Source organism: Bacillus sp. EA-CB0995, from assembly GCF_055814245.1.
This window is the reverse complement of sequence record NZ_CP169269.1, coordinates 2,982,333-3,008,429: the sequence shown is the minus strand read 5'-3', so window position 1 is coordinate 3,008,429 and position 26,097 is coordinate 2,982,333. Positions and strand designations below refer to the sequence as shown.

General features: G+C 34.7%; 20 protein-coding genes and 5 pseudogenes. 16 read left to right on the top strand and 9 right to left on the bottom strand.

All coding sequences use genetic code 11. The features are described 5' to 3' along the window. Window positions 1-162: 162 nt before the first annotated feature. The gene (locus ACEWFJ_RS15575) at window positions 163-1,164 is read right to left on the bottom strand and encodes an LLM class flavin-dependent oxidoreductase (protein WP_473689153.1); all 1,002 of its coding nucleotides are present in this window, start codon (window positions 1,162-1,164) and stop codon (window positions 163-165) included. 267 nt (window positions 1,165-1,431) lie between these two features. Then, on the bottom strand, window positions 1,432-1,848 hold the full coding sequence (locus ACEWFJ_RS15570) for a DUF1259 domain-containing protein (RefSeq protein WP_473689152.1): 417 nt from the start codon (window positions 1,846-1,848) through the stop codon (window positions 1,432-1,434). A 643-nt stretch (window positions 1,849-2,491) separates the two neighbouring features. Here ACEWFJ_RS15570 and ACEWFJ_RS15565 point away from each other — a divergent pair. Continuing rightward, window positions 2,492-3,439 carry an FUSC family protein gene (locus ACEWFJ_RS15565; RefSeq protein WP_473689151.1) on the top strand — a complete coding sequence of 316 codons (948 nt, stop codon included), beginning with the start codon at window positions 2,492-2,494 and terminating at the stop codon, window positions 3,437-3,439. A 273-nt stretch (window positions 3,440-3,712) separates the two neighbouring features. On the opposite strand, the gene ACEWFJ_RS15560 is transcribed toward ACEWFJ_RS15565, so the two are convergent. Continuing rightward, window positions 3,713-3,904, bottom strand: coding sequence for a DUF3896 family protein (locus ACEWFJ_RS15560; protein WP_098310459.1), 192 nt, complete (start codon window positions 3,902-3,904; stop codon window positions 3,713-3,715). Window positions 3,905-4,085: 181 nt separating this feature from the next. Between ACEWFJ_RS15560 and ACEWFJ_RS15555 the strand changes: the two genes are divergently transcribed. Further along, window positions 4,086-5,558 (top strand): flavin monoamine oxidase family protein, encoded by a 1,473-nt coding sequence (locus ACEWFJ_RS15555; RefSeq protein WP_473692547.1) that lies wholly within the window; start codon window positions 4,086-4,088, stop codon window positions 5,556-5,558. A 39-nt stretch (window positions 5,559-5,597) separates the two neighbouring features. On the opposite strand, the gene ACEWFJ_RS15550 is transcribed toward ACEWFJ_RS15555, so the two are convergent. After that, window positions 5,598-6,500 (bottom strand): aldo/keto reductase, encoded by a 903-nt coding sequence (locus tag ACEWFJ_RS15550; protein WP_473689150.1) that lies wholly within the window; start codon window positions 6,498-6,500, stop codon window positions 5,598-5,600. Between the two features lie 181 nt (window positions 6,501-6,681). Between ACEWFJ_RS15550 and ACEWFJ_RS15545 the strand changes: the two genes are divergently transcribed. After that, window positions 6,682-7,632, top strand: coding sequence for a CobW family GTP-binding protein (locus ACEWFJ_RS15545; RefSeq protein WP_473689149.1), 951 nt, complete (start codon window positions 6,682-6,684; stop codon window positions 7,630-7,632). A gap of 106 nt (window positions 7,633-7,738) precedes the next feature. Here ACEWFJ_RS15545 and ACEWFJ_RS15540 read toward each other — a convergent pair whose 3' ends face one another. The 3 genes and pseudogenes from ACEWFJ_RS15540 to ACEWFJ_RS15530 form a co-directional block, all read right to left on the bottom strand. Then, complete coding sequence (locus ACEWFJ_RS15540) at window positions 7,739-8,215, bottom strand: hypothetical protein (protein ID WP_473689148.1); 477 nt, start codon at window positions 8,213-8,215, stop codon at window positions 7,739-7,741. Between the two features lie 275 nt (window positions 8,216-8,490). After that, a complete protein-coding gene (locus tag ACEWFJ_RS15535) occupies window positions 8,491-8,961 on the bottom strand; it encodes a GNAT family N-acetyltransferase (protein WP_473689147.1) in 471 nt (156 codons plus the stop codon). 176 nt (window positions 8,962-9,137) lie between these two features. Beyond that, window positions 9,138-10,030, bottom strand: a pseudogene (locus tag ACEWFJ_RS15530) (metal ABC transporter substrate-binding protein). A gap of 489 nt (window positions 10,031-10,519) precedes the next feature. Between ACEWFJ_RS15530 and ACEWFJ_RS15525 the strand changes: the two are divergent. Then, on the top strand, window positions 10,520-11,179 hold the full coding sequence (locus ACEWFJ_RS15525; RefSeq protein WP_473689146.1) for an oxidoreductase: 660 nt from the start codon (window positions 10,520-10,522) through the stop codon (window positions 11,177-11,179). A gap of 131 nt (window positions 11,180-11,310) precedes the next feature. On the opposite strand, the gene namA is transcribed toward ACEWFJ_RS15525, so the two are convergent. Then, window positions 11,311-12,339 (bottom strand): NADPH dehydrogenase NamA, encoded by a 1,029-nt coding sequence (gene namA, locus ACEWFJ_RS15520; protein WP_473689145.1) that lies wholly within the window; start codon window positions 12,337-12,339, stop codon window positions 11,311-11,313. 350 nt (window positions 12,340-12,689) lie between these two features. Between namA and ACEWFJ_RS15515 the strand changes: the two genes are divergently transcribed. The 5 genes and pseudogenes from ACEWFJ_RS15515 (at window position 12,690) to ACEWFJ_RS15495 (ending at window position 16,484) form a co-directional block, all read left to right on the top strand. Beyond that, window positions 12,690-13,142: a methylated-DNA--[protein]-cysteine S-methyltransferase gene (locus ACEWFJ_RS15515; protein WP_473689144.1), complete on the top strand. Its 453-nt coding sequence runs from the start codon at window positions 12,690-12,692 to the stop codon at window positions 13,140-13,142. A gap of 250 nt (window positions 13,143-13,392) precedes the next feature. Then, window positions 13,393-15,045 (top strand): peptide ABC transporter substrate-binding protein, encoded by a 1,653-nt coding sequence (locus tag ACEWFJ_RS15510; RefSeq protein ID WP_473689143.1) that lies wholly within the window; start codon window positions 13,393-13,395, stop codon window positions 15,043-15,045. A 56-nt stretch (window positions 15,046-15,101) separates the two neighbouring features. Next, the gene (gene fosB, locus ACEWFJ_RS15505) at window positions 15,102-15,518 is read left to right on the top strand and encodes a FosB/FosD family fosfomycin resistance bacillithiol transferase (protein WP_473689142.1); all 417 of its coding nucleotides are present in this window, start codon (window positions 15,102-15,104) and stop codon (window positions 15,516-15,518) included. A 22-nt stretch (window positions 15,519-15,540) separates the two neighbouring features. Beyond that, window positions 15,541-16,081: pseudogene (locus tag ACEWFJ_RS15500) on the top strand (short-chain dehydrogenase). A gap of 17 nt (window positions 16,082-16,098) precedes the next feature. After that, a pseudogene (locus tag ACEWFJ_RS15495) lies at window positions 16,099-16,484 on the top strand (histidine phosphatase family protein). A gap of 133 nt (window positions 16,485-16,617) precedes the next feature. On the opposite strand, the gene ACEWFJ_RS15490 reads toward ACEWFJ_RS15495, so the two are convergent. Next, a complete protein-coding gene (locus ACEWFJ_RS15490) occupies window positions 16,618-17,460 on the bottom strand; it encodes a CotG/ExsB N-terminal domain-containing protein (RefSeq protein WP_473689141.1) in 843 nt (280 codons plus the stop codon). Between the two features lie 567 nt (window positions 17,461-18,027). Here ACEWFJ_RS15490 and ACEWFJ_RS15485 point away from each other — a divergent pair. The 7 genes and pseudogenes from ACEWFJ_RS15485 (at window position 18,028) to ACEWFJ_RS15455 (ending at window position 26,096) form a co-directional block, all read left to right on the top strand. Continuing rightward, window positions 18,028-19,100, top strand: a pseudogene (locus tag ACEWFJ_RS15485) (CotH kinase family protein). An 82-nt stretch (window positions 19,101-19,182) separates the two neighbouring features. Beyond that, window positions 19,183-19,800 (top strand): NUDIX hydrolase, encoded by a 618-nt coding sequence (locus ACEWFJ_RS15480; protein ID WP_473689140.1) that lies wholly within the window; start codon window positions 19,183-19,185, stop codon window positions 19,798-19,800. Between the two features lie 252 nt (window positions 19,801-20,052). Beyond that, entirely contained in the window at window positions 20,053-20,697 is a 645-nt protein-coding gene (gene uptA / locus ACEWFJ_RS15475) for an undecaprenyl phosphate transporter UptA (RefSeq protein ID WP_473689139.1), read from the top strand. 193 nt (window positions 20,698-20,890) lie between these two features. Next, window positions 20,891-22,342, top strand: a complete 1,452-nt coding sequence (locus tag ACEWFJ_RS15470; RefSeq protein ID WP_473692545.1) for an RNA-guided endonuclease InsQ/TnpB family protein — start codon at window positions 20,891-20,893, stop codon at window positions 22,340-22,342. Window positions 22,343-22,480: 138 nt separating this feature from the next. Beyond that, window positions 22,481-23,860 (top strand): putative polysaccharide biosynthesis protein, encoded by a 1,380-nt coding sequence (locus ACEWFJ_RS15465; RefSeq protein WP_473689138.1) that lies wholly within the window; start codon window positions 22,481-22,483, stop codon window positions 23,858-23,860. Between the two features lie 187 nt (window positions 23,861-24,047). Then, window positions 24,048-24,988 (top strand): annotated as a pseudogene (locus tag ACEWFJ_RS15460) (magnesium transporter CorA family protein). A 211-nt stretch (window positions 24,989-25,199) separates the two neighbouring features. Then, window positions 25,200-26,096: a permease gene (locus ACEWFJ_RS15455; protein ID WP_098310479.1), complete on the top strand. Its 897-nt coding sequence runs from the start codon at window positions 25,200-25,202 to the stop codon at window positions 26,094-26,096. Window position 26,097: the final 1 nt, after the last annotated feature.

The following is a 26,097-nucleotide window of genomic DNA, read 5'->3' as shown; positions in this document are numbered from 1 at the left end:
ATATATTCATAGAAGTAGTGAAGTCTATAATAAAAAAATTTTACCTACTTAAAAAGTGTTATATAGTGAAAATTGAGTTGGAATAGGAAATATCATGTGAATATATATAGAAAAACCATATGCAAATTTAGTTTGCACATGGCCTTAATTCAAGGGTATTTTTCACAATTGAAATGCTTCTGCTAGTAAGCGGTAGGAGTTTAATTTATCTTCAAAATTATGTGTGATTGTTACGATCATAAATTCTTCTGTGTTATAAACTTTGCTTAAAGCGGAGATTTGTTCTTTTACTTGATGTGGATTACCGACAATCATTCGTTTTCGATTTTCTTTTATACGTAAAAAATCAAATGCACTATATGGATAATTGAGAGCTCTTTCGATAGATGGCGTGCCGATTGAACGTACGCCTTGTTCAATTAATAAAAGGGCTAGATCTAAGCTAGATACAATTTTTTGTGCTTTTTCTTCTGTTTCTGCACAAATGACAAAAATGGCTACGATAGATTGCGGCTTTTCTCCTAAGAAAGAAGGCTGGAATTGATTTTGGTAATTTTTTATGATTTCTGGACCGCCATAACTATTAATAAATTGTGCAAATGTGAAAGCTGTACCTTGTTTAGCAGCAATCATCGCACTTTCTCCGCTAGAACCGAGTAACCAAAGATTTGGTGCAGTTGGAATAGTTGGAGCAGCATGTAAATGTGCAAAGCGATGATTATCTGGTAAGCGGTCGTGCAAATACAAGGATAAGTCTTGAATTTGTTCAGGGTATTGATCGATTGAAATCATTTTCCCTTCTTGGAGTGCCCGTGTGGCAATAGGCATTCCACCTGGAGCTCGTCCAACTCCTAGGTCAATACGGTTTGGATATAGTGCTTCTAACACGCGAAAATTTTCGGCTACTTTATAAGGACTATAATGAGGGAGCATAATACCGCCAGAACCTACTCGAATACGATTTGTTTTAGCAGCTATGTGAGAAATTAAGATTTCTGGACTTGAACCCGCTAAGCTAGTAGAGTCATGATGTTCTGATACCCAAAAACGAGTATAGCCAAGTTGCTCAACTTCTTGCGCAAGTCGAACTGTATTTGAAAACGCTTCTATTGCTGTACTTCCTTCTGCGATAGGAGATTGGTCTAGAACGCTTAATTTTATCATATATAATACCTCTCTTTTATTATCTACGAAGTATTATATATCCGCTTACTAAAAATGTATAATAAAATGCTTACTTCACCATTTGGATACCAAATTTTTATTGAAGAATCGTTTTATGAATGCAAGTGGGATGATTTTTTTCAAGAACAATATTTTGTATTGATAGAGCAATAGATTTATGAGTTTCCCGTCCAGAGGTTCCTCGCCTGAGTAGGGGGAAGCTATCGGTTAAACTTCATATAAAAAATACATACGATACACTTATCATTAACTCATGTTATCAGCAACGGGATAGCTACTTAAGACCGAAAAAGAATTTGCCATTTTTTTTGCAAAATTTAATGGTGGCTCTACCGATTGGACATGAATATACATGATTAATGGATTCGTATATAACCAATGATTATGTAGAGCACTAACAATAATTCCCTGTTGTACAATGGATTGCATAAATGAAGGAATTTCTTCTTGCAAAACAGCAATTTCCCCTAAATTCAACGCATTACCATTTTGATCCAAAGATTCAAAGCCTACTCCAGCAGGTATTACAGACATACTTGGTTTTCCTTGAACAAGTACCTTAAAATTGCGATGGAAAGATACTGAACAAGCACCTTGATCTATTTTACTTTTCCCTTTGAGGATCGCAGCAAATTGTTCACAAAGAAAATTAAAATTGTTCATAAACTTAACCCTCCTTTATTAGACAAAATGATGTATTTAGAGATTTAATATAAAAAGGATTTATCCCACATTCTATTTATAAATAGAGCTGCGAGAATCTTTAGGTAACCTGAAAATAATCTAAAGGCTTCCATAAAAATACAGATATTTTTATAGACACCAGCTACTGTTTCACCCCTTCACTTTCTCTCCTAACCAAGATTCCAAAAAGATAATATTTATATAACTATATGGATAAATTGTCCATTTCAGAATAAAAAATAAGAATTTTAAATCAATTGGAATTAATAACGAAGAAAAAGATAATTATTAGGTACATTTGTATTTAATCTAACAATATAGGATCCCCTTCAGAAAATTTGAAGGGGATTCATTTTTACATAATCAGTGTTGTTGGAAGTTCGACTATTGGAGAAGATATAGCTATATGGATTGAGGGTATAAAAAGTATAGAACAGGACAGGAGAATAATTATATCCATGATATATCCGTTTTTGTAACCATTTTTATTTTAAAAACAAGCTTTTCTATGAAATATTAATTCATTCTTGCATCGATGAAATAAATCAGTTTCATTTGTAATAACTTAATTCACTCTAATTCATGGTAAGTATAGGAGTGAAAGAACTGTAACACATCAAAAATGTATGTAAGATTATTCTTTGAACAAGAGGGTTTTTATGCAAAAAAAACGGGTAAACAAAAAACAGGACTACTAAAAGGATTAATACTCATAACAAAAATAGCTTTAGCTTCTGGTGTATCATGGGAATTAGCAAAAATGTTAGGGTCAAAACACCCTTATTTGGCACCATTAACTGTTATTCTTTCTATGCAAGAAACTGTCCAGCATTCTGCCATGTATGCTTTTTACAGAATTATCGGCACTATTTTTGGAATTTCTATTACCGTTTTTATTATCAGCCATTTAGAAGTGAACGGATGGACTATAGGATTATTACTATTTGGAGGAATGTTGCTTCCAGTTATACTAAGGGTACATAAAACCATCATACATCAAGTGGCTTTAACGATTTTATTAGTCTTTGTTTTTGTGCATAAAACGAGCTATTATGTCTCAGATCGAATCAGAGATACTATCGTAGGAGCGCTTATCGCCATTATTATTCATACGCTGATTTTTCCACCCAATTATGTGAAAGAAGCTCGTTGGACGTTAAATCAATTTGGATGCCATCTTGTACAGCTGTTTGAAAAGACAGCCCATTGGGTAAATACTAACTGCGACCCTGTTAAAGGACAAGATCTAAGAAAGAATATAACAAATCTACTTCAGGAACTGCATCAAGTACAAGAAGATTTTAAGCTGGCAGAAAAAAGCTTGAAATTAAATCCATTTATTAAGAATAAAAAACAAATATTAAAACAAAACGAACAATTCATTTCGCAGTTAAAAACAGGATATATTTATATTTCCAATATACTAAACACATTCAGTGACTGGTCTCAAACAGATGTTATTTCAAAAGTTGATCAACAACAATGGGCTATTCAATTACAGATGTTGGGGGGATACATAGAAAAAAACTCAACGGAAGTTCAGAGAAGCATCAAAACTCTAAGAGTTTAGACTTACTGGACCTATCTTCGATTTCTGTACAAATCAATATCTCACCGGAATTAGAGCCCTATAGATATCAATTAAGTTTGTATAATGACACGCTCAAACTAATTCAGGAGTTAAGAAAAGGACGATAGTAACTACTAGCCCCTCCCTAATCAATGGTGTCGTGTGCGTTGAACAAAAATAAGAGGTAAGTATATATTAAACCTGACTAATATATACTTACCTTTATTTATTAGATTTTTAACCTTTAGATCTGGATAATTTTTATATCTGTTTTTAGTGAGAAATTCCTCTTTCAAAATGATTCATTTCAACTAAATTAAGAATATATTCGTAATTATCAATCGTTCTCTTGATTTCATTGCGCTCACTTTCAGTTAATTTTACATCTGTTAATCGTTTACATAGCTGAGATTTTTGACTTTCTAATTGTTTCTTAGTTTCATGATAGTTGTAAGAGCGTTTCATATTTTCATCCCCTTCCTTACATTTCCTATCTACATTTTTAGTATACGGTTAAATAAAAGAAATGAGTGCATATCCTTTTGAACTTTTTATGAATATTCTGAAAACGAAGAATAGGCCATTCCTTCCGTGAATACAATGCATTGAAATATGATTTTGTACTGATGAGTAGGGGTGTGGGATGATGCAAATAAATATGCAATCCCGTCTTACAACCAACGAGATGTTGTCTATTATTGACAATGGTTTACCGAAAACGACAGTACCAAAAAATATTATTATTATTGGAGCAGGCATGGCGGGGTTAGTGGCTGGATCATTATTGAAGGCTGCTGGTCATCGTGTGAAAATATTAGAGGCAAATAATCGAATTGGCGGGCGTATTTATACGGTTAGAATGCCGGAAACAGGCCTATATCTAGATGTTGGAGCAATGCGGATTCCTTATACACATGAACTAACACTTGCATATAATAAGAAGTTTGGATTGAAGTTAAATCCATTTATTAATCGAAATGATACGGATATTATATATGCAAATGGTCGCAAGACGACATTGAAACAATATGAGAAAAATCCGAGTATTTTACGTTATCCAGTTGCAGCGAATGAAGAAGGAAAATCATCGGAAGAGTTGTTGATGTCAGCAATACAACCAATTCTTGATTTTATTAAAAGAGACCCAGAAAAAAATTGGAGTATTGTAGAGAAAGATTTTGGTAGGTATTCTACAGCAGAGTTTTTAAAAGATTATCCTCACCAATATAAAGTATCTTTTTCACCGGCTGCTGTAGAAATGATAGGAGTACTTCTTGATTTAGAGGGATTTTTGGAAAGATCTTTTGTAGAAACATTGCGCTTTATTTATATTTTACAGCAATCCACAGGATTTTATGAAATTGAAGGTGGCAACGACGCATTGCCCAAAGCTTTTTTACCGCAATTACAAGATGATATTGTCTTTCAGCAAAAATTAATGAAACTAGAACAGCACAAAAAAGGAATTACAGCATATTGCCGTAATGAGAAAACGTTTGAATACAGCAGTATTACAGGTGATGTTGTCATTGTTACCATTCCGTTTACAACAATGAGATTTGTTGAAATCGATCCGTATGATTCTGTTTCTCATGGAAAATGGAGAGCCATTCGGGAACTACATTACATGGCCGCTACGAAAATAGGGATTCAGTTTAAAAGTCGATTTTGGGAAGAACAAGGTCAACTTGGTGGCCGTATTATTACCGATTTGCCTATTCGTTATGCATATTATCCAAGTCATGGTATTGGTACAAAAGGTCCTGGAATGGTACTTGGAAGTTATACATGGTCGTATGATGCATTGTTGTGGGATGGCTTATCTGAAAGTGATCGTATTTATTACACCTTGCAAAATTTAGGGACAATACTTGGAAATCAAGTGTATGATGAATTTATTTCTGGGATATCGAAAAGTTGGACATTAGACCCGTACGCATTAGGAGGATTTGCAATCTTTCAGGCAAATCAACAATCAGAATTACAGAATGATATTGTGAAACCAGAAGGAAGAATATATTTTGCAGGAGATCATACTACGTTGTATCATGGCTGGATACAAGGGGCAATTGAATCAGGAATTCGGAGTGCAACAGAAATAAATCAATTACAAATGTAAAAAGAACATGAGAATGAATCTCGTGTTCTTTTTGTGTACTTATGGAACGGGATGACCATTTGAACTTTCAAAGATTGTAAACCATTGCTGACGGTCTAGTGTTAGTTTTGTTGCTTCAACAGCTGTTTTGACACGTTCTAGTTTACCAGAGCCAACAATTGGAAGCATATTAGCTGGATGAGCAAGTAGCCATGCATACATAATAGAATCAATTCTAGAAATGTTAACATCAGCGGCGATTTGCTCCAATGTATGGCGTAAGCGAAGTGTACGTTCATTGTTTCCTTTAAAAATTTCACCGCCAGCAAGAGGAGACCAAACCATAGGAGAAATTCGGTTTTCTTGGCACTGCTCAATCGTACCTTTTTCAAAATGCTCAAGCTGCATAACGGATACTTCGATTTGATTTGTAATAAGCGGGAAATCTAAATATGAACTTAACATATTGAATTGGGAAGGCAGAAAGTTTGATACACCAAAGTGTCGTACTTTTCCATCTTGTTTTAAGCGAGAAAAAGCTTTTGCAACTTCTGCGGGATCCATGAATGGATCTGGGCGATGAATGAGTAACACATCGATATAATCTGTATTTAGGTTTTGTAGTGATTGTTCAGCACTTTTTATAATATGCTCAGCACTTGTATTATAATGAACGACGTAGCGCTCTGGAAATTTAGGTGATGTGAGAGCGATTCCGCATTTTGTAACAATTTGCATATTGTCACGTAAACTTGGTTTTAATTGAAGCGCTTTCCCGAATAAAGCTTCACATGTATAGTCGCCGTAAATATCGGCATGGTCAAACGTTGTAATCCCCATCTCCATACAAGATTCAATGAAGGAAAGTAATTCTTGATCTGTCATATTCCATTCTGCTAAGCGCCAAAACCCTTGGATAATTCGAGAAAAATCTAAGTTTTGAGCCATTTGAATTCGTTCCATTTATGAAGGTCCTCCTTGCTGATATGTATGAACCTAATCAATATGAAAAGGTTTTCTTATTTACCATTATTATATATTTGTGTAGACATGCTTACAACTAATATGTTTTGTATTCAGAAAATAAGAAGACAACCTATGATATAATTACGTAATTAGACATATAACAAGGAGATGTAGAAGAGTGATTCCAGTAACAATATTAACCGGGTTTCTCGGATCAGGGAAAACAACTTTATTAAATCGTATTTTATCTGAAGAGCATGGCAAGAAGCTTGCGGTTATTGTAAATGAAATTGGACAAATTGGTATCGATAATCAATTGATTATGAATGTAGAAGAAGAAATTATGGAAATGACAAATGGCTGTCTATGTTGTACAGTACGTGAAGATTTACTTGTCGCACTAAAGCATTTATTAGAAGTAAAAGCGGAAGGTAAAATGGATTTTGAAGCTTTAGTGATTGAAACAACGGGGCTTGCGAATCCGGGCCCGATTATTCAAACATTCTTTTTAGACCCTATTATTCAGTCTGCATACCAAATTAATGGTGTAATAACTGTAGTAGATAGCTATCATATACATAAACACTTTGAAAAAGGTTTAGAAGCAAAAGAACAGATTGCTTTTGCTGATATGGTTTTAGTAAATAAATTGGATTTAATAGAGAAGGCAGAAAAAGAAAATTTGCTTATTGAATTACAAGGGATCAATCCAACTGCAAAATTAATCCCAACAACAAACTGTGAAGTAGATATTCCTTCGTTACTAGATATACAAACATTTAAAACGCGTGATAAGTTAGAAATTTATCCGCATAAAGAGCAGCATCATTTAGAAGGTGTAAAGTCATTTGTGTTAAAGGAAGAGCGTCCTCTTGATTTACAAAAGATAAATGAATGGATGTCAGCTGTTGTACAAGAATTAGGAGAGTATTTATATCGTTATAAAGGAATATTATCTGTTGAAGGAGTAAATCGCCGCATTGTTTTCCAAGGTGTACACACGTTATTCGCTGCTTCATATGACAGGGAGTGGCAAGAAGGAGAAGAACGTGTAAGTGAGATTGTTTTCATTGGTAAAGATTTAAATAAAGAGTGGTTTCAAGAGCATTTTAAAGAATGTATAAAATAAGCCTGCGTTTGCAGGCTTATTTTTAGTGTGCTATTAATCTCTTCCAGCTTCAACTAGCTTCTTTGCAACACTAGCTGCTTTGACATGGATTTTGGTTATTTAAATTTTACTTTTTAAAGAAATCGGGTACTATTTTAGAATTTTCAGTGTTTATTATTAAACCTTGAACGTAGTTTTGATCTGTACTTTCTGCTATTGTAATTTGACTTTTGTCATCAATCCAAACAAAAAAGGTTTCTGTAGAACTATCTTTAAATGTAACTGTCATATTAGAGTGGATAGAATCTTTAGTTTTTTGATCTAAAGTTATTTTCTTAGGTGTTCCATGTTGTATGGCTGTAGTAATAGCTTTTATCATATCTTCATTGTATGTTTCTGTTTTAGTAAGCTTATTATTATTTGTTCTAGTTAATTTAATTTCTTGTATATCATTTTCTTTTAATTGAATGGAATTTTCTTTATCTTTCTGTTGTTCTTTTGATGTAGAAGATTTTAAAGAATTTGTTTTATCAGATGTATTTGAGCATCCAATTAGACTTAAAGATACTATAATAGTAGCGCACAAATATAGAGTTTTCTTCATTTCCCTTCCACCTTTTCATCTTGATTATACCAATTTTTGGATAAATGTAACGAGAATTTCTTATCGTATTCTTATATTTTTTAAAATTTGTATAGAGTGTAGTGGCGGGGAGATGCGAGTTTACAACGAATAAAATCATTAAAATACTCAAACATATAATGTACATATCCTCGTCAAGTAGATAAAAATTTTTTATTTTGCTATTTGTGGACAGTAAGAAATCTCAAATACAAGATTCTGAGAAAATAAAGAAGATAGGTGGATGTCAGCTTGATTTATGGAAGTTTCACTTTGTCTATAAGTAACTCCATCACGACACCAACAACAGGACCTTCATCGTCAATATCACCAGTTAAGTGAAAGCCAAATGATTCATATAGTTTCATTGCTAGGGTGTTATCGGGATGAAGACTTAAATAAATTTTATTGCATTGATATTTTTGTTGTAAATATGCAATTAATAAGCGGAGAAATCGTTTCGCATATCCGTTTCTTTGGAAGTTAAAATCAATCATAAAACGGTCTAACCATACGCTTTCATCTTTTCTGAAATACCATCCATACATTGCGTATCCCACAAGGGTTTCGTCCTCGTATAAGGCTACTAATGTTCCGTTTTCTTCATATAATGATTCGGCTAAAGAAAATGCATTGCTTTCAATAAATTGTTGCTGCTCCCTTGCTACGTTTAGTGCAGCGACTGAACGCCAATTATGTGCTGTTACTTCACAAATGTGAAGATTCATAGTTCCAACTCACTTTCTGAATCATATCTTTAAAGCAAATATGGATAATTTTTCTTGTTGTTTCATTTAAGTCAAGCTGTAGCCCATGAAAAAGACAGCTGAAAAAATATCAGCTGTCTGAAAGGGAAAACACATTTAGTTTGTTGCTTCTTTTAAAGTGTTAATGTTTTCTTCCATCAATGTAAAGTAATCCTTATTTTTTTCGCATCATCATCGGAAATTGTTGCAAGATGATTTAAACGTAAGATTTTTGTTCCTGTTTCTTTTTGAATGACTTCTGCTACTTTTGGTGTAGAGAATGTTTCAAATAAAATATATTTTAATCCATGCTCTTTTGCGGTTGACGCGATAGAAGCCAGTTCTTTTTGAGACGGTTCATCAGAAGCAGAAATACCTGCAATTGGAATTTGTTTGAAACCATAGCGTTGTTCCCAATATCCGTATGCAGCATGAGAAACTAAAATTTCTTTTGTCTTTGCATGATCAGCCACCTCTTTAAATTGACTATCTAAATCTGTGAATTTTTTTGCAATGCTGCGAAATTTTTCTCAAATTCTTCTTTATGTTCTGGTTGTAGTTCTACAAGAGCATTTTTAATTGTTTCAGCTTGCTTCATGGCAAGAGTTGGGTCTAACCAAACATGAGGGTCTTTATCATGATGTTCTTCTTTATGCCCATCTTCATGTTCTTCTTCAGTTGAAGATCGTAGTTCTATACCTTTTGATGCATTCACAATTTTGACATTTTCATTTTTTAATGTTTTTTCCATTTTTTCAGCAAATGGTTCTAATCCAGCTCCGTTATATACAAATAAATCTGCTTTGGCAACTTGTACAGTTTGTTTTTGAGTTGGCTCATATGTATGAGAGTCTGCACCTGGTGGATAAATGGCTGTTACGTCTACATAATCACCACCGATTTTTTTAGCAAAGTCAGCTAAAGGGAAAATAGTTGTATAGACGGAAAGTTTGCCATCTTTTTTATTTGCTGTGTTATTTTGTTTCGAACATCCAGCAAATATAAGGGTGAATATTAGTATGAATGAAAATATGAGTGATTTTTTCTTCATTTTATGCTCCTCATTTCTTTACTTTCTAGAATTCATTTTCTCCAAAAAAAAAGAATATCTTTCTTTTTAATAAAACGGAATAATTTCGTTTTGATTTACCGATTTAGTATAATACATCTTTGAAAATGTTGCAATAAATAATAATGATTACGATTTATAATTTGTTCTAAATTTGTCACAATGCTATGGTTTATTTTTTATGTTTATGCATATATCTTTCCATTTCTTTCATATAGTGTGATAGAGGGTGCAGAAAAGGGGATGAGCGAATGGAATATGGGATCGAAGCGATTTTATTGATATTGGCTGTTGTGTGTCCGTTATCATGTGTACTTCTTTTTTAAAAGCACTTATTCGGAATTTAGGAGATCCAAGTACAATTACTGAGATGCCAAAAAGAGAAAAAGAATAAACAAAGCGCTTGCATATTGTATTACGCTGTGCTTATGATAGAGAAAGATATTAGAAGATAAAGAGGTATAGAAACGTATGAAAACAAGAACAGCCTTAGTACTTGGAGCTAGTGGCTTAGTTGGACAAGAAGTGACACAGTTACTGATAGATTCGGACTATTACGATTCAGTTACGATTTTCGTACGAAAGCCGCTGGAATGGGAACATGAAAAACTGCAGCAAAAGCAGGTCGATTTTTCAATTTTAGAACAATATAAAGAATTTTTTGCTGTAGATGATGTGTTTAATTGCCTTGGTACGACAATTAAAAAAGCAAAGACGAAAGAAAACTTTAAAAAAGTTGATTATGATTATACAATACGTGCTGCTCGTTTAGCAGAAGAACAAGGCGTACAAAATTTTCTTGTTATTTCTTCGATGGGTGCAAATCCAAAGTCACTATTCTTTTATTCACAAGTAAAAGGACAGATGGAGGAAGATATTAAAAAGCTAGTCATAGAAGGCATTCATATTTTCAGACCATCCCTTTTACTTGGAGAACGAGAAGAGTTTCGTTTTGGAGAAAGAATGGGAGAAAAAATTACAGGCATTATGCCGTTTTTATTTAAAGGGTCTTTTACAAAATATAGACCGATTTCAGCAGAGCAAGTGGCAAGAGGAATGTATGTAACAGCGCTGCGTGAAGAGTCTGGGGTCCATGTACATGAATCTTCGGAAATTGCTAAGATGAAATAAAAGAGAGAGAAGATGTCTTCTCTCTCTTTTATTTTGTAGTATTTTTTATCCCGCACTAACGGGCAGTGAGACCCCGATTGGTTCAACTAACCCTCAGCGGGGGATAAAGAGAACCCCCGCTGAGGGAAGTTTCACTTTATTTTTCCTGGAGCCCGGCTATACTGAAACGGCTCAGCTAATTCAAAACCAAGTTCATTTGCTGCTGTTCTTGGAAAATACGGGTTTCGCAATAGTTCTCGGCCGATAAAGATTAAGTCAGCAGAACCTTGTTGTAAAATTTCTTCTGCTTGCATGCCACTTGTAATAAGTCCAACAGCACCTGTAGCGATAGAGGCATGTTCTTTTATATGTTTTGCATAGGATACTTGATAACCAGGATATACATCAATATGTGCTGGTACAACAGCTCCAGAACTACAATCAATAAGGTCAACGCCTTGCTCTTTCATCCACTTCGCAAATGTTACATAGTCTTTTATAGTTAAACCTTCTGGATGATAATCATGAGCGGAAATACGAATGAATAATGGACCGTGCCATACTTTTTTCACTTCAGCAATAATTTCACGTAAAAAACGATAGCGGTTTTCATAGGATCCACCATATTCATCTGTACGATGGTTTGTTAACGGAGATAAGAATTCATTAATTAAATAGCCGTGTGCTCCGTGTAATTCAATGATATCAAATCCAGCTTCTTTTGCACGTTCTGCTCCATTTCGAAAGGCTGTGATAGTTTCTTGTATTTGTTCTTTACTCATTTGTACAGGAATTTTCATTGAAGAATCAAAAGGAATAGCTGATGGAGCAATAGGATCTGTATTGAGAACCGCTTTTCTACCTGCATGTGCAATTTGAATAGCTGCTTTTGCTCCGTATTCATGAATCATATCGACAGCTTGACGTAGACCATTTATGTGTTCATCATCCCAAATTCCTAAATCTTTGTGTGAGATGCGCCCTTCTGGTGTTACTGCTGTAGCTTCTAGCATAACAAGCCCTACTTGACCAGCTGCACGCGATGTGTAGTGAACCAGGTGGAAATTTGTTATTTTTCCGTCTTCGTTTTCAGAGGAGTACATACACATAGGTGACATAACAATTCGATTTTTTAGTGTAACATCTTTTATTGTATACGGTGAAAATAATTGGCTGTTCACAATAATGATCCTCCTTTATTTCGTCTAAATGGGAATTATTTAATCGTAATTTGCTTATCCTGCTATTCGCGGGCAGTAAGAGATCCCCCATCTATCTTCCTCGCTTCTCTTTGAAGCTTGAGGTGGGGGGCTTACTGCTGGAAGTTTTACTTTATAAAGCCAGAGTGGTTGAACGAATCGTCTTGATGGTATTGTAGCATCTCGTTCTTTTTTTCCATAATGAAATGCTTAAAGCTATATTATGTTATGATTTGTCTGCGTTTAGTGAATCGTTATAATTTTAATGTTTTAGAATGAAATGTTTACATCATGATACAATAGCGAATATATGAGGAACTAGGAGGTGTTTTATGCATCAAGCATATTATGAAAGTGAAATTGGATGGATTGAAGTAAAAGGGAATGAAAACGGTATTTCTTCAGTATTATTTGTAGAACAAAAACAAGAAGATGTTCTTCATCCAATTGTTGAGCAATGTGTAATGGAGCTAGATGAATATTTTCATAATAAACGAACAGTATTTACTGTACCGTTACAAGCAACAGGAACTCCGTTTCAAAAACAAGTATGGAATGCGCTTTGCAGTGTTTCGTATGGAAAAAGTGCTTCTTATCTTGATATCGCAGAGAAAATTGGAAACCCAAAAGCTGTACGTGCTATTGGCGGAGCAAACAGTAGAAATCCGATTTCTATTATTGTGCCTTGTCACCGAATTATTGGGAAGAACGGGAAATTAGTAGGTTATGAAGGTGGACTTTGGCGGAAAGAATGGTTACTAAAGCACGAAGGTTTTTTAAGATAATTGAACAAATCTTTAAAATGCAATTATTTGTGTAAATTAGCCGATAAGCTAATGATAAAGGTATTTTACAAAGTAAAGCGGGCATTAATAGGATTGTCCTTCCTGTTAATTATGAGATAAAAGTGACACGTGTCACTTTTTATTTTTTTATAGATAGTATTTGAAATTATCAGAAAATTATGTATAATACTATTCAAGAGTACTTGGTCTTATTTTTAATCGTTATATACAGAAAGAGGGGAAATGGTCTATGAAGAAGAAAGTGTCACTTATTACAGCAATTGCACTCTCTACGAGTGTGTTAGTTGCTGGGTGTGGAAATGGAGAAAAAACATCAACAACAGAAAAGAGCGGTAATGAAGCGCTTGCTGATAAACAAGTGCTAAATTTACTAGAAACAGCAGAAATTCCTTCTATGGATACATCGAAATCAACTGATACTGTATCGTTTCGTGTATTTGTTAATGCAATGGAAGGGTTATATCGGTTAGATAAAGACAATAAGCCAACGCCTGGTATGGCTAAAGATGTAAAAATTAGCGAAGATAAGAAAACGTATACATTTCATTTGCGCGATGCAAAATGGTCAAACGGAGAGCCTGTAAAAGCACAAGATTTTGTGTTTGCTTGGCGTCGTGCTGTTGATAAAGCAACTGCATCAGAATACGCTTTTATTTTGTTTGATGTGAAAAATGCCGAGAAAATTAATAAAGGAGAATTACCGCTTGAACAGCTTGGTGTCACAGCAAAAGATGATAAGACATTAGTTGTTGAATTGGAGAAACCTACACCATATTTCTTAGAGCTTACGACATTCCCAACATTTTTCCCGTTAAATGAAAAGTATGTGAAAGAACAAGGGGACAAATACGCATTAGAAGCGGATAAATTATTGTATAATGGACCATTTGTGATGAATGAATGGAAGCATGAACAAAGTTATCAATTAAAGAAAAATCCAAACTATTGGGATAAAGATAATGTGAAGCTAGAAGAAATTAACGTAAGTGTTGTAAAGGAAACATCAACAGCTGTAAATTTATATGATAGCAACGAAGTGGATCGAGTAATTTTAAGTTCGGAATTTGTTGATAAGTATAGAAATAGCAAAGAGTTTAAATCAGAATTAGACCCACGTATGTATTTTATTCGTTTTAATGAGAAGAATCCGATTTTTTCGAATAAAAAAGTGCGTGAGGCTATTGACTTAGCTTATGATAAAAAGGGAATTGCAAATGTTATCTTAAACGATGGCTCGTTACCTGCATATTACTTAGTACCACAAAAATTCACAACAGGACCAGATGGAAAAGACTTCCGTGAAACAAATAAAAACTTCCGTGATGGTAAAGATAATGCAGCGAAAGCGAAAAAACTATGGGAAGAAGCGAAAAAAGAGTTAGGTCAAGATACAATTACAGTTGAAATGTTAAACTACGATAAAGATAATTTGAAAAAAGTAGGAGAATACATTAAATCGGAGCTGGAGAAAAACTTACCTGGTTTAAAAGTTAATATTAAACAGCAGCCGTTTAAACAAAAGTTAGATTTAGAGAAGAAGTTACAATATGATTTCTCTTTATCAGCATGGAGCCCGGATTATCCAGATCCAATGACATATATTGACATGTTTACTTCGGATAGTGCGTTTAACGAAATGGCATATTCTAATTCGAAATATGATGCACTAGTTGCAAAATCAAAAGGTGAGTTGTTAACAGATGAGAAAGCGAGATGGAAGGCACTTTCTGAAGCGGAGAAAATTTTATTTGAAGACGCAGCAATTTCTCCAGTTTACCAGCAGAGCGTTGCTTTTCTTGAAAAATCCAAGGTAAAAGGAACTGTTAAGCATACATTTGGCGGAGATTTTAGCTATAAATGGACGTATATTACAAAAAAATAGTACGATAAAGATGCGCGAATATTGCGCATCTTTTTTATTGAGAGGAGATAACGACAGTGATAAGAGGGATAAACCATCTTTGCTTCTCTGTTTCGAACTTAGAGAAATCAATACAGTTCTATGAACAAGTGTTAGAAGGGAAGTTACTTGTAAAAGGTAGAAAACTTGCCTATTTTGACGTATGCGGAATGTGGTTTGCATTAAATGAAGAAAAGGATATTCCAAGAAACGAAATCTATCAGTCATATACACATATTGCGTTTTCGATAGAAAAAGAAGATTTTACAGCCTTGTTACATCGTCTTGAATCTAATAAGGTAGATATTTTACAAGGGCGAGAGCGTGATGTGCGAGATTGTCATTCTATTTATTTTACAGACCCAGATGGTCATAAATTTGAATTTCATACAGGGACACTTCAAGAGAGATTACGATATTACAAAGAAGCAAAACCGCATATGTTATTTTACTGAATATTGGGGGAGGAGAGAGAGTATGCATGTACTTGTTGTTGGGGGAACTGGAATGTTACAAGAAGTTTCAAAGTGGTTCGTTGCAAAAGGAATCCATACTTCTGTAATCGGCCGAAATGTAAATCGCCTAGAGAGGATAAAAAACTCATGTAATGTTCCTGAAAAAGTTACGTGTTTAGCAGTTGATTATCATAATAGTGATGAGTTGCGTGCTAAAGTCAAAAATACAATGAAAAAAATGGTCCAGTTACTCTTGTTGTTGCTTGGATTCATTCAACGGCTGTAGATGCATTGCAAATCATTAGTGAGGAGATTGAAGTGTTTTCGAAAAAATGGGAGTTATTTCATATACTTGGAAGCAATGCTTATAAATCTGATAAAAAAGTAAGATACTCTTCTTTATGTAGTTATTATCGAATTATATTAGGTTTTGTGGTAGAAAAAAACGTTCTAGATGGCTAACACATGGTGAAATTGCAAGTGGCGTTATAGCAGGAATACAAAATAAACAACAGGAATGGATTGTGGGAACATTAGAACCGTGGGATGCTAGACCGAATTAGTAAAGGAGAAAATGAGTATGAAAATAATATTATATGTTACGCGTCACGGGGAAACAGAGTGGAATGTAGAAAAAAGAATGCAAGGGAAAAAGAATGCTAATTTAATCGAAACAGGAGTAATGCTAGCGAGACAATTAGGAAAGCGTATGGAAAATATGCCGCGAAAGCGCGTGCGTTAAAGTGGCTTGAATACATACTTAAAAAGCATGAGGGAGAGAATGTTTTAATTGTTTCTCATGCTGTTACATCATTGTTTATAATGGGACACTTTGAACAACGCTCCCTCGAAAAAACGCGGGATGGTCCTTTCATGCATAGTGCAAGTTTAAGTATGATTGAGGTTAAAGAAGGAAAAGGTACAATTCACATGTTTGCTGATATTGCACATTTTGAAGAGATATAAAGAGATTTTCTATAAAGTTAATAGATAAATAGACCGCTTAAAGCGGTCTATTTGTGTTTTTAAAAAAGTGAAGGCCACTTTGAATTTGTTAGAGTAGTGAACGAAGTCGTACATGTTTTGAGCATAAATGATATTAGCTGCGAGAGCGGCAAGAGCGAGAACGTCCAGAACGGGAACGACAAGAGCGAGAACGTTTAGAACGAGAACGGCAAGAGCGAGAACGCTTAGAACGGGAACGGCAAGAGCGAGAACGAGAACGGGAACGGCAAGAACGAGAACGAGAACGGCAAGAGCGAGAACGCTTAGAACGGGAACGGCAAGAGCGAGAACGAGAACGGGAACGGCAAGAACGAGAACGAGAACGGCAAGAGCGAGAACGCTTAGAACGGCAAGAGCGAGAACGTTTAGAACGAGAGCGAGAACGTTTAGAACGAGAACGGGAACGAGAGCGAGAACGTTTAGAACGAGAGCGAGAACGTTTAGAACGAGAACGGGAACGAGAGCGAGAACGTTTAGAACGAGAACGGGAACGAGAGCGAGAACGAGAACGGGAACGAGAGCGAGAACGTTTAGAACGAGAACGGGAACGAGAGCGAGAACGTTTAGAACGAGAACGAGAACGGGAACGAGAACGGGAACTAGAACGAGAACGAGAACGGGAACGAGAACGAGAACGTTTAGAACGAGAACGGCAAGAGCGAGAACGAGAGCGAGAACGACAGGAGCGAGAGCGTTTAGAACGGCAAGAGCGAGAACGTTCAGAACGAGAACGGCAAGAGCGAGAACGTTCAGAACGAGAACAGCAAGAGCGAGAACGTTTAGAACGAGAACAGCAAGAACGAGAACGTTTAGAACGAGAACGGGAACGAGAGCGAGAACGTTTAGAGTAGGATTCAGGCTCTTGGTTCAGGAAGTCTTCCATTCCAGCGCTCTTCACTTCCTCTACTGCTTTTTGAATATCATCTTTTGTATACATCTATCAAAATCCCCCTTAGAAAGAAACAAAATTTTCATCTGTTTTTGAATAATGTGTTTTCTGTTAATAAAGTATGTTAAGCAGATGGATTGTGTTTATTTTTTTTGGAAAATAGTGTTTTATCCTAAAGGGGGACTGCGGTAGGTAGCCTGCTTTGTTTAGTGAAAACTAATATTAATAGTTAAATTTTTTGATTTACAGGAATGGTTTGTTCGGTAGTGTTTTTTGAATAGCAGACACATTTCGTAACGTAAATGTATTTTTTAGCCTTTGTGCAGGAGGAACATTGTCAGATTTATGATTGTGGGAACAAGGATCCAGATATGAAAGCTATTCTATTCCAATAAGTCTTATTTTCTCTATAACTTTTTGAATATCACAGTTCATAATTCTCTCTTTGTATCTTTATAGACCGAAAAGTTAATTCTTGTTCGTATACAATATGAAGGGATTTCTTTATTTGTATGAAAAAGCGTTAAAATGTAATAAAAAACATATAGCGGATGTGGCAAGAGGAAAGGGAAAAGCATACATTGATTGTAGATGAAAGAGAAGGGAAGGGAGAATATGTTACCTTCTTATGAATTTTATATTCACCCAATGAATATTGTAGAGCTGAGAAAAGACGTTTGGTCTGATGATCCTGTTCCAGCTAAGTTAACGTATAAAAAAAGAAAGTATGATATTGATATCGTATATCGCGGTTCTCACATTCGGAAATTTGAGAAAAAATCATATCATGTGATGTTTTACAAGCCGAAATTTTTTCAAGGTGTACATGAAATGCATTTGAATTCCGAATTTAATGATTCATCTTTAATCAGAAATAAGTTATCACTGGACTTTTTTCTGACATTGGTACGTTATCTCCAAAGTCGCAACATGTTCTTGTAAAGGTTAATAATCGATTTGAGGGCGTTTATTTACTGTTAGAATCTGTAGATGAAAATTTTTTACGCAGTCGTAATTTGCCAAGCGGCTCAATTTATTATGCAGTCGATGATGATGCCAATTTCTCTTTAATGAGTGAACTAGATAATTGTATAAAAACGAAATTATCAGTCGGGTATGAGTTCAAATGTAGAAATACACATAGCGAAGAATATATAAGTGAATTTGTCTATCAGTTAAATACAATTTCGCGAGCGGCGTATGAGAAAGAGATTGTAAAATATGTAGATGTTGACAAATATTTACGATGGCTAGCGGGTGTTGTATTCACACAAAACTACGATGGATTTGTTCACAATTATGCACTCTATCGTAATGAAGAAACAAAGTTGTTTGAAATCATTCCATGGGATTATGATGCAACGTGGGGGCGAGATGTGCGAGGTCGAGAGATGAGTCATGATTACTCTCGCATTCAAGGATTTAATACATTAAGTGCTAGATTACTTGATGTTGATGTATTTAGGAAGCAGTATCGAAAAATTTTGGAGGATATTCTCTCAAACCAGTTTACGGTAGATTATATAAAATCGAAAGTAGAAGGAATGCATGGAGAAATTCGGCCATATGTTTTGCAAGATCCGTACATGAAAAAGAAAATAGATGTATTTGATAATGAACCAAATTTGATTTTTCAATATGTTGAAAAACGTCGTGGATTTATAATAGAACATTTAGATGAATTATGAAGGTGAACAAAAAAGAGATTGAAAGATTAATCTCTTTTTTTATTATACAATAAATGTAACTTAAATTGAGGAAGGTGAAATAATGGAAATAAAATGGATTGAATGGGTAAAACAAGTACAGGCAATTGCGCAGGCAGGATTAGCATATTCAAAAGATGTATATGATATAGAACGTTTTCAAGAACTTCGGAAATTATCAATTGAAATGATGGCGCATTATACAAAAATGGATTGGGAAGTGGTCGAGCATTTATTTGCAAATGAAACGGGCTATCAAACTCCTAAAGTGGATATACGAGCGGTCGTATTTCAAGAAGGAAAGATGCTTTTCGTAAAAGAAAAAAGTGATGGGAAATGGGCACTTCCAGGTGGGTGGGCTGATGTTGGTTATACACCGACGGAAGTTGCGCAAAAAGAAGTGTTAGAAGAAACAGGTTACAAAGTAGAAAATTTTCGGTTACTATCTATCTTTGATAAACAGAAACATCAGCCATCACCTTCTGCAATTGATGTATACAAAATATTTATTAGCTGTGAAATAGTAGGCGGTAAAAGACAAATTGGTATTGAAACAGAAGATGTTCGCTTTTTTGGCGAAGAAGAATTGCCGGAACTATCGATAGGAAGAAATACAGAATGGCAAATCCGGCAAATGTTTGCTTATATGAAAAATCCAAATAAGGAAATGTTAATTGATTAAAAAATAGTAAGGTTTGTATTGGGAAATTTTTTCTATACAGTTAATAAATCGTTCATTATTTTCCTGTCTTTTGGGATAGTTTCTAGTCATTTATATTCCATCGAGTTATTTCTCCTTTCGAGATAGAAACGCTTAAGAATGTTCTCTTTATTACTGTATAATTTTATATGAATTGGTAACGGTGTATTGGCAAAAATATAGTTTTGTGAAATAATAGGAAAGTATGTGAATTATAAAAGGAGATAATGAAGAATGATAGCGAATTTTATTGAGCAGATACTACAATTTTTTATAAGCCTAGGGTATTTTGGGATTGCGCTAGGACTCATGATTGAAATCATTCCAAGTGAAATTGTCCTGTCTTATGCGGGTTTTTTAGTTGCAAAGGGAGAACTTAATTTCGCTGGGGCAGTCATTGCCGGAACGATTGGTGGAACTTTAGCACAAATTTTCCTTTATTGGCTTGGATATTATGGTGGGCGTCCAGTTGTTGAAAAATATGGTAAATATTTATTGATTAATAAGAAACATTTAGATGTGGCAGAAGATTGGTTTAATCGATATGGTGTAGGCGTTATTTTCTCTGCACGCTTTATTCCGGTTGTACGTCATGCGATATCGATTCCAGCAGGGTTAGCTAAAATGTCATTAAAACGATTTACAGTATATACGGTTTTAGCAGTTCTTCCATGGTCTATGTTGTTTATTTATTTTGGGGAAAAACTTGGTGGAAATTGGCGTCATATTAAAGAATATGCTGCTGACTATACGCATTATTTCGCAATAGCAGGCATTCTTTTTATTATTATATACATAGGCTTGAAAATGTTGAAAAAAGAAAAACAGGTCGTTAAAGTCAATGGATTTTCATTGGCTTTTTCTTTATTTAAACAATAAAAGTCTGATTGGTTGCATGTTTTTTATCGGAAAATTGGCAAGAAAACTCCATATTCAAAACGTGTAGGGTATAGTCCAGTTTAAGGTGGAGATGAATTGCCGTCGCATTTGTAAAAATATTTTCATACTAATGCGAATGTATGTTCTTTTTTGTGTTTTATAGTATCATAAAGGAAAGAAGGAGGTGAAAATGATGACGAAAGAAAGAGAATATGCAACCTATCAAATTTGGATCAAGAAAGGTCATAAGTTATACTCTTACTTCCTAGAAATGTGTCAAAACGCCAAAAACCTATACAATACAACAAACTTCTATATTCGCCAAGTATATACGGCCTTACGTACTGATCAACCATTACAGCCACTTCAACAAGAAGTTCTTCATACATTACAAACACATATTGAAACCATGAATGAAAATCAACTTAATGCGTATCAAAAACGTGTACAAAAACAGAAAGAGAAACCTATTAAAGAACAGAAAGAAATGAAGTGTAATCTGTTCACATTACCGACAAAAGAGAAATCATTTCTATCCTATAACTTTCTAGATTGTTTGTTTAAAACAATGAAACAACAAGATTATATGAACTTGCCAGCACAAACGAATCAATCGGTTATGAAGAAGTTATACCAAAACTGGAAATCATTCTTCGCTTCTATGAAAGCATATCAGAAACATCCTTCCACTTTTACAGGTAGACCTCGCATTCCAAAATATATCAAATCATCTATGAAAGAAATTGTATTCACGAATCAAGTATGTAAATTCCAAGATAAGTACATTCGTTTTCCAAAAACAAGCATAAAATTAAATATTGGTAAATTGTTTGGGCGGATTGGCAATCTAAAAGAGGTACGTGTGTGTCCTGCCTACGGGAAGTTTAAGGTGGAAATTGTGACAGAACAATCTGAGCCAGCAGCTGAGCATGTCGACAATAATCGCTATATGAGTATTGATTTAGGAATCAATAACATTGCAACTATCATAACGAATATAGGGACCAAACCTGTGTTGGTAAAGGGCAATGTGATCAAAAGTATCAATCAATACTACAACAAACAAAAGGCTCATTTACTGGGGATTCTTCGTCATGGAAAAGAACCCAAAGAAGGACCACACACATCAAACCGTTTAGAGAGACTTCATGAGAAACGATTTCTCAAAATAAAAGATTTCTTTCACAAAATCAGTTATCGTATTATTCATTTCGCAGTTCAACATGAGATCTCTATGATTGTAATCGGAAAAAATACATTATGGAAACAAAAGAGTGATATGGGGAAACAACAGAATCAATCCTTCTGTCATATCCCACACAATCAACTCATTGAAATGATCACCTATAAGGCGAATCGACAAGGTATTGCTGTACAAGTAGTGGAAGAATCGTATGCAAGCAAGGCTTCCTTTCTAGACAATGATGAAATCCCAACTTATGGTGAAGAGGACATTCCTGTATTCAGTGGAAAACGCATCAAACGTGGCTTGTACCGTACAAAACAGAATAAACTACTGAACGCCGATGTGAATGGTTCCTATAACATCTTAAAAAAAGCAGTTCCAAAGGCGTTTGCCGATGGAATAGAGGGGTTGTGCCATCAGGCAGCTGTGTCAACTCCACTCGTGTTAAGCATCTCTTGAAGGTACACGAGAAACCCCCACTTCAAGATCCGAAGGAGATAAGTGGCGGGAGTTTTCATCAAAGTTTCACTTCGTATAAGTTCTAAAAGTAGAAAGTTGTCCATATGGTGTAGTAAAACAGTATAGCGGAGGAATTTCATGAAAGGATCACCGTTTTTACGCGGAACATTCTTTTTAACAATGGCAACGATGATTTCGAAAATGCTTGGGTTTATATACGTTATTCCTTTTACAGCGATGGTTGGAACAGGTGGATATGTATTGTATACATATGCTTATCGTCCTTATACAATCATGCTTAGTATCGCCACAATGGGACTTCCTTTAGCTGTGTCAAAAATGGTGTCTAAATATAATGAATTAGACGATTATTACACGGTGAAACGAGTATTAAAAAGCGGGCTTATTTTTATGGCTTTTATGGGAGTTACATCGTTTTTATTGTTATATTGTTTAGCTCCTCAGCTGGCAAAGATTGTTGTTGATAGCGGAGATCAAACGGGCAATAGTGTGACAACCGTTACATATAATATTCAAATTGTAAGCTTTGCTTTGTTAATTGTACCTTCGATGAGCTTATTACGCGGCTTTTTTCAAGGGTTTCAATCGATGGGACCATCTGCTTCAAGTGTTGTTGTGGAGCAATTTTTTCGAGTGTTAACGATTTTAATCGGGAGTTTTACGGTGCTTCATATATATAAAGGATCAACTTCATTAGCAGTTGGAGTTGCTACGCTTGGTGCTTTTGTAGGGGCAGTAGCAGGGCTTGTAATCTTAATTGCATATTACATAAAGAGAAGACGGTATTTAAAGAAAAAAGAAAGCGTAAGTGTTCCGCAAACAACAAAATCATTTTTTACACTCTATAAAGAATTATTTACATACTCCATTCCATTTGTTGTTGTAGGTCTTGCAATTCCTTTGTACCAAACAATTGATACATTTACAATTAATAAGTTATTAATGCAGATGGGATACTTACAACGGGAAGCAGAAAAAATGAATGCTATTATTGGGCTTGTACAAATGGTTGTGTTAATTCCAGTTTCTGTTGCTACAGCTTTTAGCATGTCGCTCGTCCCTGAAATGACAAAGGCGTATGTAGCAAAAAATGAACAGTTATTATATAAACATTTTACAAGGACAAATTTGCTTGTGGTATTCATTACGATTCCAGCATCATTAGGAATGATCTTTTTAGCTGAGCCAGTATATACATTACTATTTGGAATGGGGAATGATCCCGCAATAGGAAGTGTGATTTTACGCTATTACGCCCCGGCCTGTATACTATTTTCACTTTTTTCTGTAACAGCGGCCATGCTACAAGGAATTAATCAACAGCGAAAAACGGTGTTTGGTTTGCTTATAGGAGTAGGTATAAAAATTGTGTTAAATGTTGTATTGCTTCAGCAATTTGACTATATTAGCTTTATTATTGCGACGTATGCTGGTTATACTTTTTCTGTTTTATTTAACTTGTGGATACTTTCCAAATATGTTATAAAGGCAACATAATGTCTATAAAAGACAGAGAGCGCTCTGTCTTTTTCTATTTTAATAATTTACGAAGAAAAGCGTTTTCAAAAGAATTTTCTATTGAAATCTTCTCGTTTGTTTCATATGCTGAAAATGGCGGTTTAAAATAGACTGTTATTTCAAAGTGAGGTTGGTTCCTACAGGTAAAAAGAATCGGGGTGATAGTATGTTAAATATTTATTTAACAGACCGAAACGGAAAACTACAAGAAATCGAGGAAATTCAAAAAGGCTGTTGGATTAATGTGCTTCATCCAACAGAGGAAGAAATTCAATTTTTAGTTCAAACATTAAACGTAGAATTGGACTTCATTAAAGACCCTTTGGATGATGAAGAGCGTTCACGTATTGAAAAAGAAGATGATAATGCTTTAATTATCGTCGATATTCCAACAGTTAGACATGACGAAGAAGGAAATTCAATGTATGATACGATTCCGATTGGTATGATTGTCATGCCGGAATGTTTTGTTACAATTTGTTTGGAAGAAAATCCGATTTTTGAACGTTTTATTAATCAGCGTATTAAAGAATTTTATACTTTTAAAAAGACGCGTTTTGCACTGCAGCTCTTATATACGATTTCTACTTATTATTTACGTTATTTAAAACAGATTAATCGAAAAACAACGGATTTAGAGCATGAGCTCAATAAATCGATGAAAAATAAAGAGATTTTTACTTTATTAGGACTTGAAAAAGCTTAGTGTACTTTACGACATCTTTAAAGGCAAATAAGATTGTGATTCAAAAATTGATGCGAAATAATACATTTTTGAAAATGTATGAAGATGATCAAGATTTACTTGAAGATGTATTAATTGAAAATAAGCAGGCAATTGAGATGGCCGAAATATATAGCCATATTTTAAGTGGTATGATGAATACATTTAGTTCTGTCATTTCCAATAATTTAAACAGTGTTATGAAGTTTTTAACTTCTATGACAATCATATTATCAGTGCCAACAATGGTTTCCAGTTTTTTTGGAATGAACGTTCCGGTTCCTTTAAGTGGAAATCCTCATGGCTTTTTAATGGCTATGATTATATCTGCAATATTATCTTGCGTAATGGCATTTGTTTTTTGGAAGAAACGTTATTTTTAACATGAAATTCAGCTGTTTTGGAGCATCTCCAAAACAGCTTTTTTGCTGTAAGGTATTGAGAAACTAACACTTTTGAACACTGTTATTCATTAATCCAAGAAATGGAAATTATATAATATACCATTTGGATTAATGTTTATAATTACTTGTTCAATTTACGGATTCCAGTTACAATTACTTATTGTTACTGAAAAGATGGAGGATGTGCATCATGGAAATGTTTCATTTACCAAAAGCGTTCCTGCAAATGAATACGATTTTTATTTCAATTTTAATTGAAGCACTGCCATTTGTATTAATTGGTGTATTCATTTCAGGATTCATTCAAATGTTTGTGACAGAAGATATGATAGCAAAATGGATGCCGAAGAATCGTTTTCTATCAATATTATTAGCTGTTTTTCTAGGGATGTTGTTTCCGGGTTGTGAATGTGGAATTGTTCCAATCGTTCGACGCCTTATCGGAAAGGGAGTACCACCTTATGCTGGTATTGCCTTCATGTTGACTGGACCGATTATTAATCCTATCGTTTTATTTGCGACATATGTAGCATTCGGTAGTAGTATGCATATGGTGTGGTATCGTGCTATTGTAGCTATTGTTGTAGCTGTTATTGTCAGTCTTATATTATCGTTTACGTTTAAAGGTCATCAACTACGGAATACTAATTTTCCAGTGGTAGATCATAATCGACCATTTCGTCAAAAATTTTGGGACGTATGTACACATGCTGTTGAAGAGTTTTTCTCAATGGGGAAATTTTTAATTATCGGCGCACTTATTGCGGCAAGCGTACAAACTTTTGTAAAGACTTCTACACTGCTTGAGATTGGACAAGGACCGTTTTCTTCATCTGCTGTTATGATGGGGCTTGCTTTTATTTTATCCTTATGTTCAGAAGCGGATGCGTTTATTGCATCTTCATTCCAAAGTACATTTGCAACACCAGCTCTAGTCGCCTTTCTTGTATACGGACCGATGGTGGATATTAAAAATATGATTATGATGTTTGCAACTTTTAAAACACGTTTTGTTATTGTTTTGATTGCTTTAATTACAGTTGTTGTTTACGCAAGCTCACTACTCATTTATGCGATGGGGGGATAAT

Coding starts and splice junctions, on each gene's coding strand:
- ACEWFJ_RS15575 (WP_473689153.1), bottom strand. CDS start 1,164: ATGATAAAATTAAGCGTTCTAGACCAATCTCCTATCGCAGAAGGAAGT.
- ACEWFJ_RS15570 (WP_473689152.1), bottom strand. CDS start 1,848: ATGAACAATTTTAATTTTCTTTGTGAACAATTTGCTGCGATCCTCAAA.
- ACEWFJ_RS15565 (WP_473689151.1), top strand. CDS start 2,492: ATGTATGTAAGATTATTCTTTGAACAAGAGGGTTTTTATGCAAAAAAA.
- ACEWFJ_RS15560 (WP_098310459.1), bottom strand. CDS start 3,904: ATGAAACGCTCTTACAACTATCATGAAACTAAGAAACAATTAGAAAGT.
- ACEWFJ_RS15555 (WP_473692547.1), top strand. CDS start 4,086: ATGCAAATAAATATGCAATCCCGTCTTACAACCAACGAGATGTTGTCT.
- ACEWFJ_RS15550 (WP_473689150.1), bottom strand. CDS start 6,500: ATGGAACGAATTCAAATGGCTCAAAACTTAGATTTTTCTCGAATTATC.
- ACEWFJ_RS15540 (WP_473689148.1), bottom strand. CDS start 8,215: ATGAAGAAAACTCTATATTTGTGCGCTACTATTATAGTATCTTTAAGT.
- ACEWFJ_RS15535 (WP_473689147.1), bottom strand. CDS start 8,961: ATGAATCTTCACATTTGTGAAGTAACAGCACATAATTGGCGTTCAGTC.
- ACEWFJ_RS15525 (WP_473689146.1), top strand. CDS start 10,520: ATGAAAACAAGAACAGCCTTAGTACTTGGAGCTAGTGGCTTAGTTGGA.
- ACEWFJ_RS15515 (WP_473689144.1), top strand. CDS start 12,690: ATGCATCAAGCATATTATGAAAGTGAAATTGGATGGATTGAAGTAAAA.
- ACEWFJ_RS15510 (WP_473689143.1), top strand. CDS start 13,393: ATGAAGAAGAAAGTGTCACTTATTACAGCAATTGCACTCTCTACGAGT.
- ACEWFJ_RS15490 (WP_473689141.1), bottom strand. CDS start 17,460: ATGTATACAAAAGATGATATTCAAAAAGCAGTAGAGGAAGTGAAGAGC.
- ACEWFJ_RS15480 (WP_473689140.1), top strand. CDS start 19,183: ATGGAAATAAAATGGATTGAATGGGTAAAACAAGTACAGGCAATTGCG.
- uptA (WP_473689139.1), top strand. CDS start 20,053: ATGATAGCGAATTTTATTGAGCAGATACTACAATTTTTTATAAGCCTA.
- ACEWFJ_RS15470 (WP_473692545.1), top strand. CDS start 20,891: ATGACGAAAGAAAGAGAATATGCAACCTATCAAATTTGGATCAAGAAA.
- ACEWFJ_RS15465 (WP_473689138.1), top strand. CDS start 22,481: ATGAAAGGATCACCGTTTTTACGCGGAACATTCTTTTTAACAATGGCA.
- ACEWFJ_RS15455 (WP_098310479.1), top strand. CDS start 25,200: ATGGAAATGTTTCATTTACCAAAAGCGTTCCTGCAAATGAATACGATT.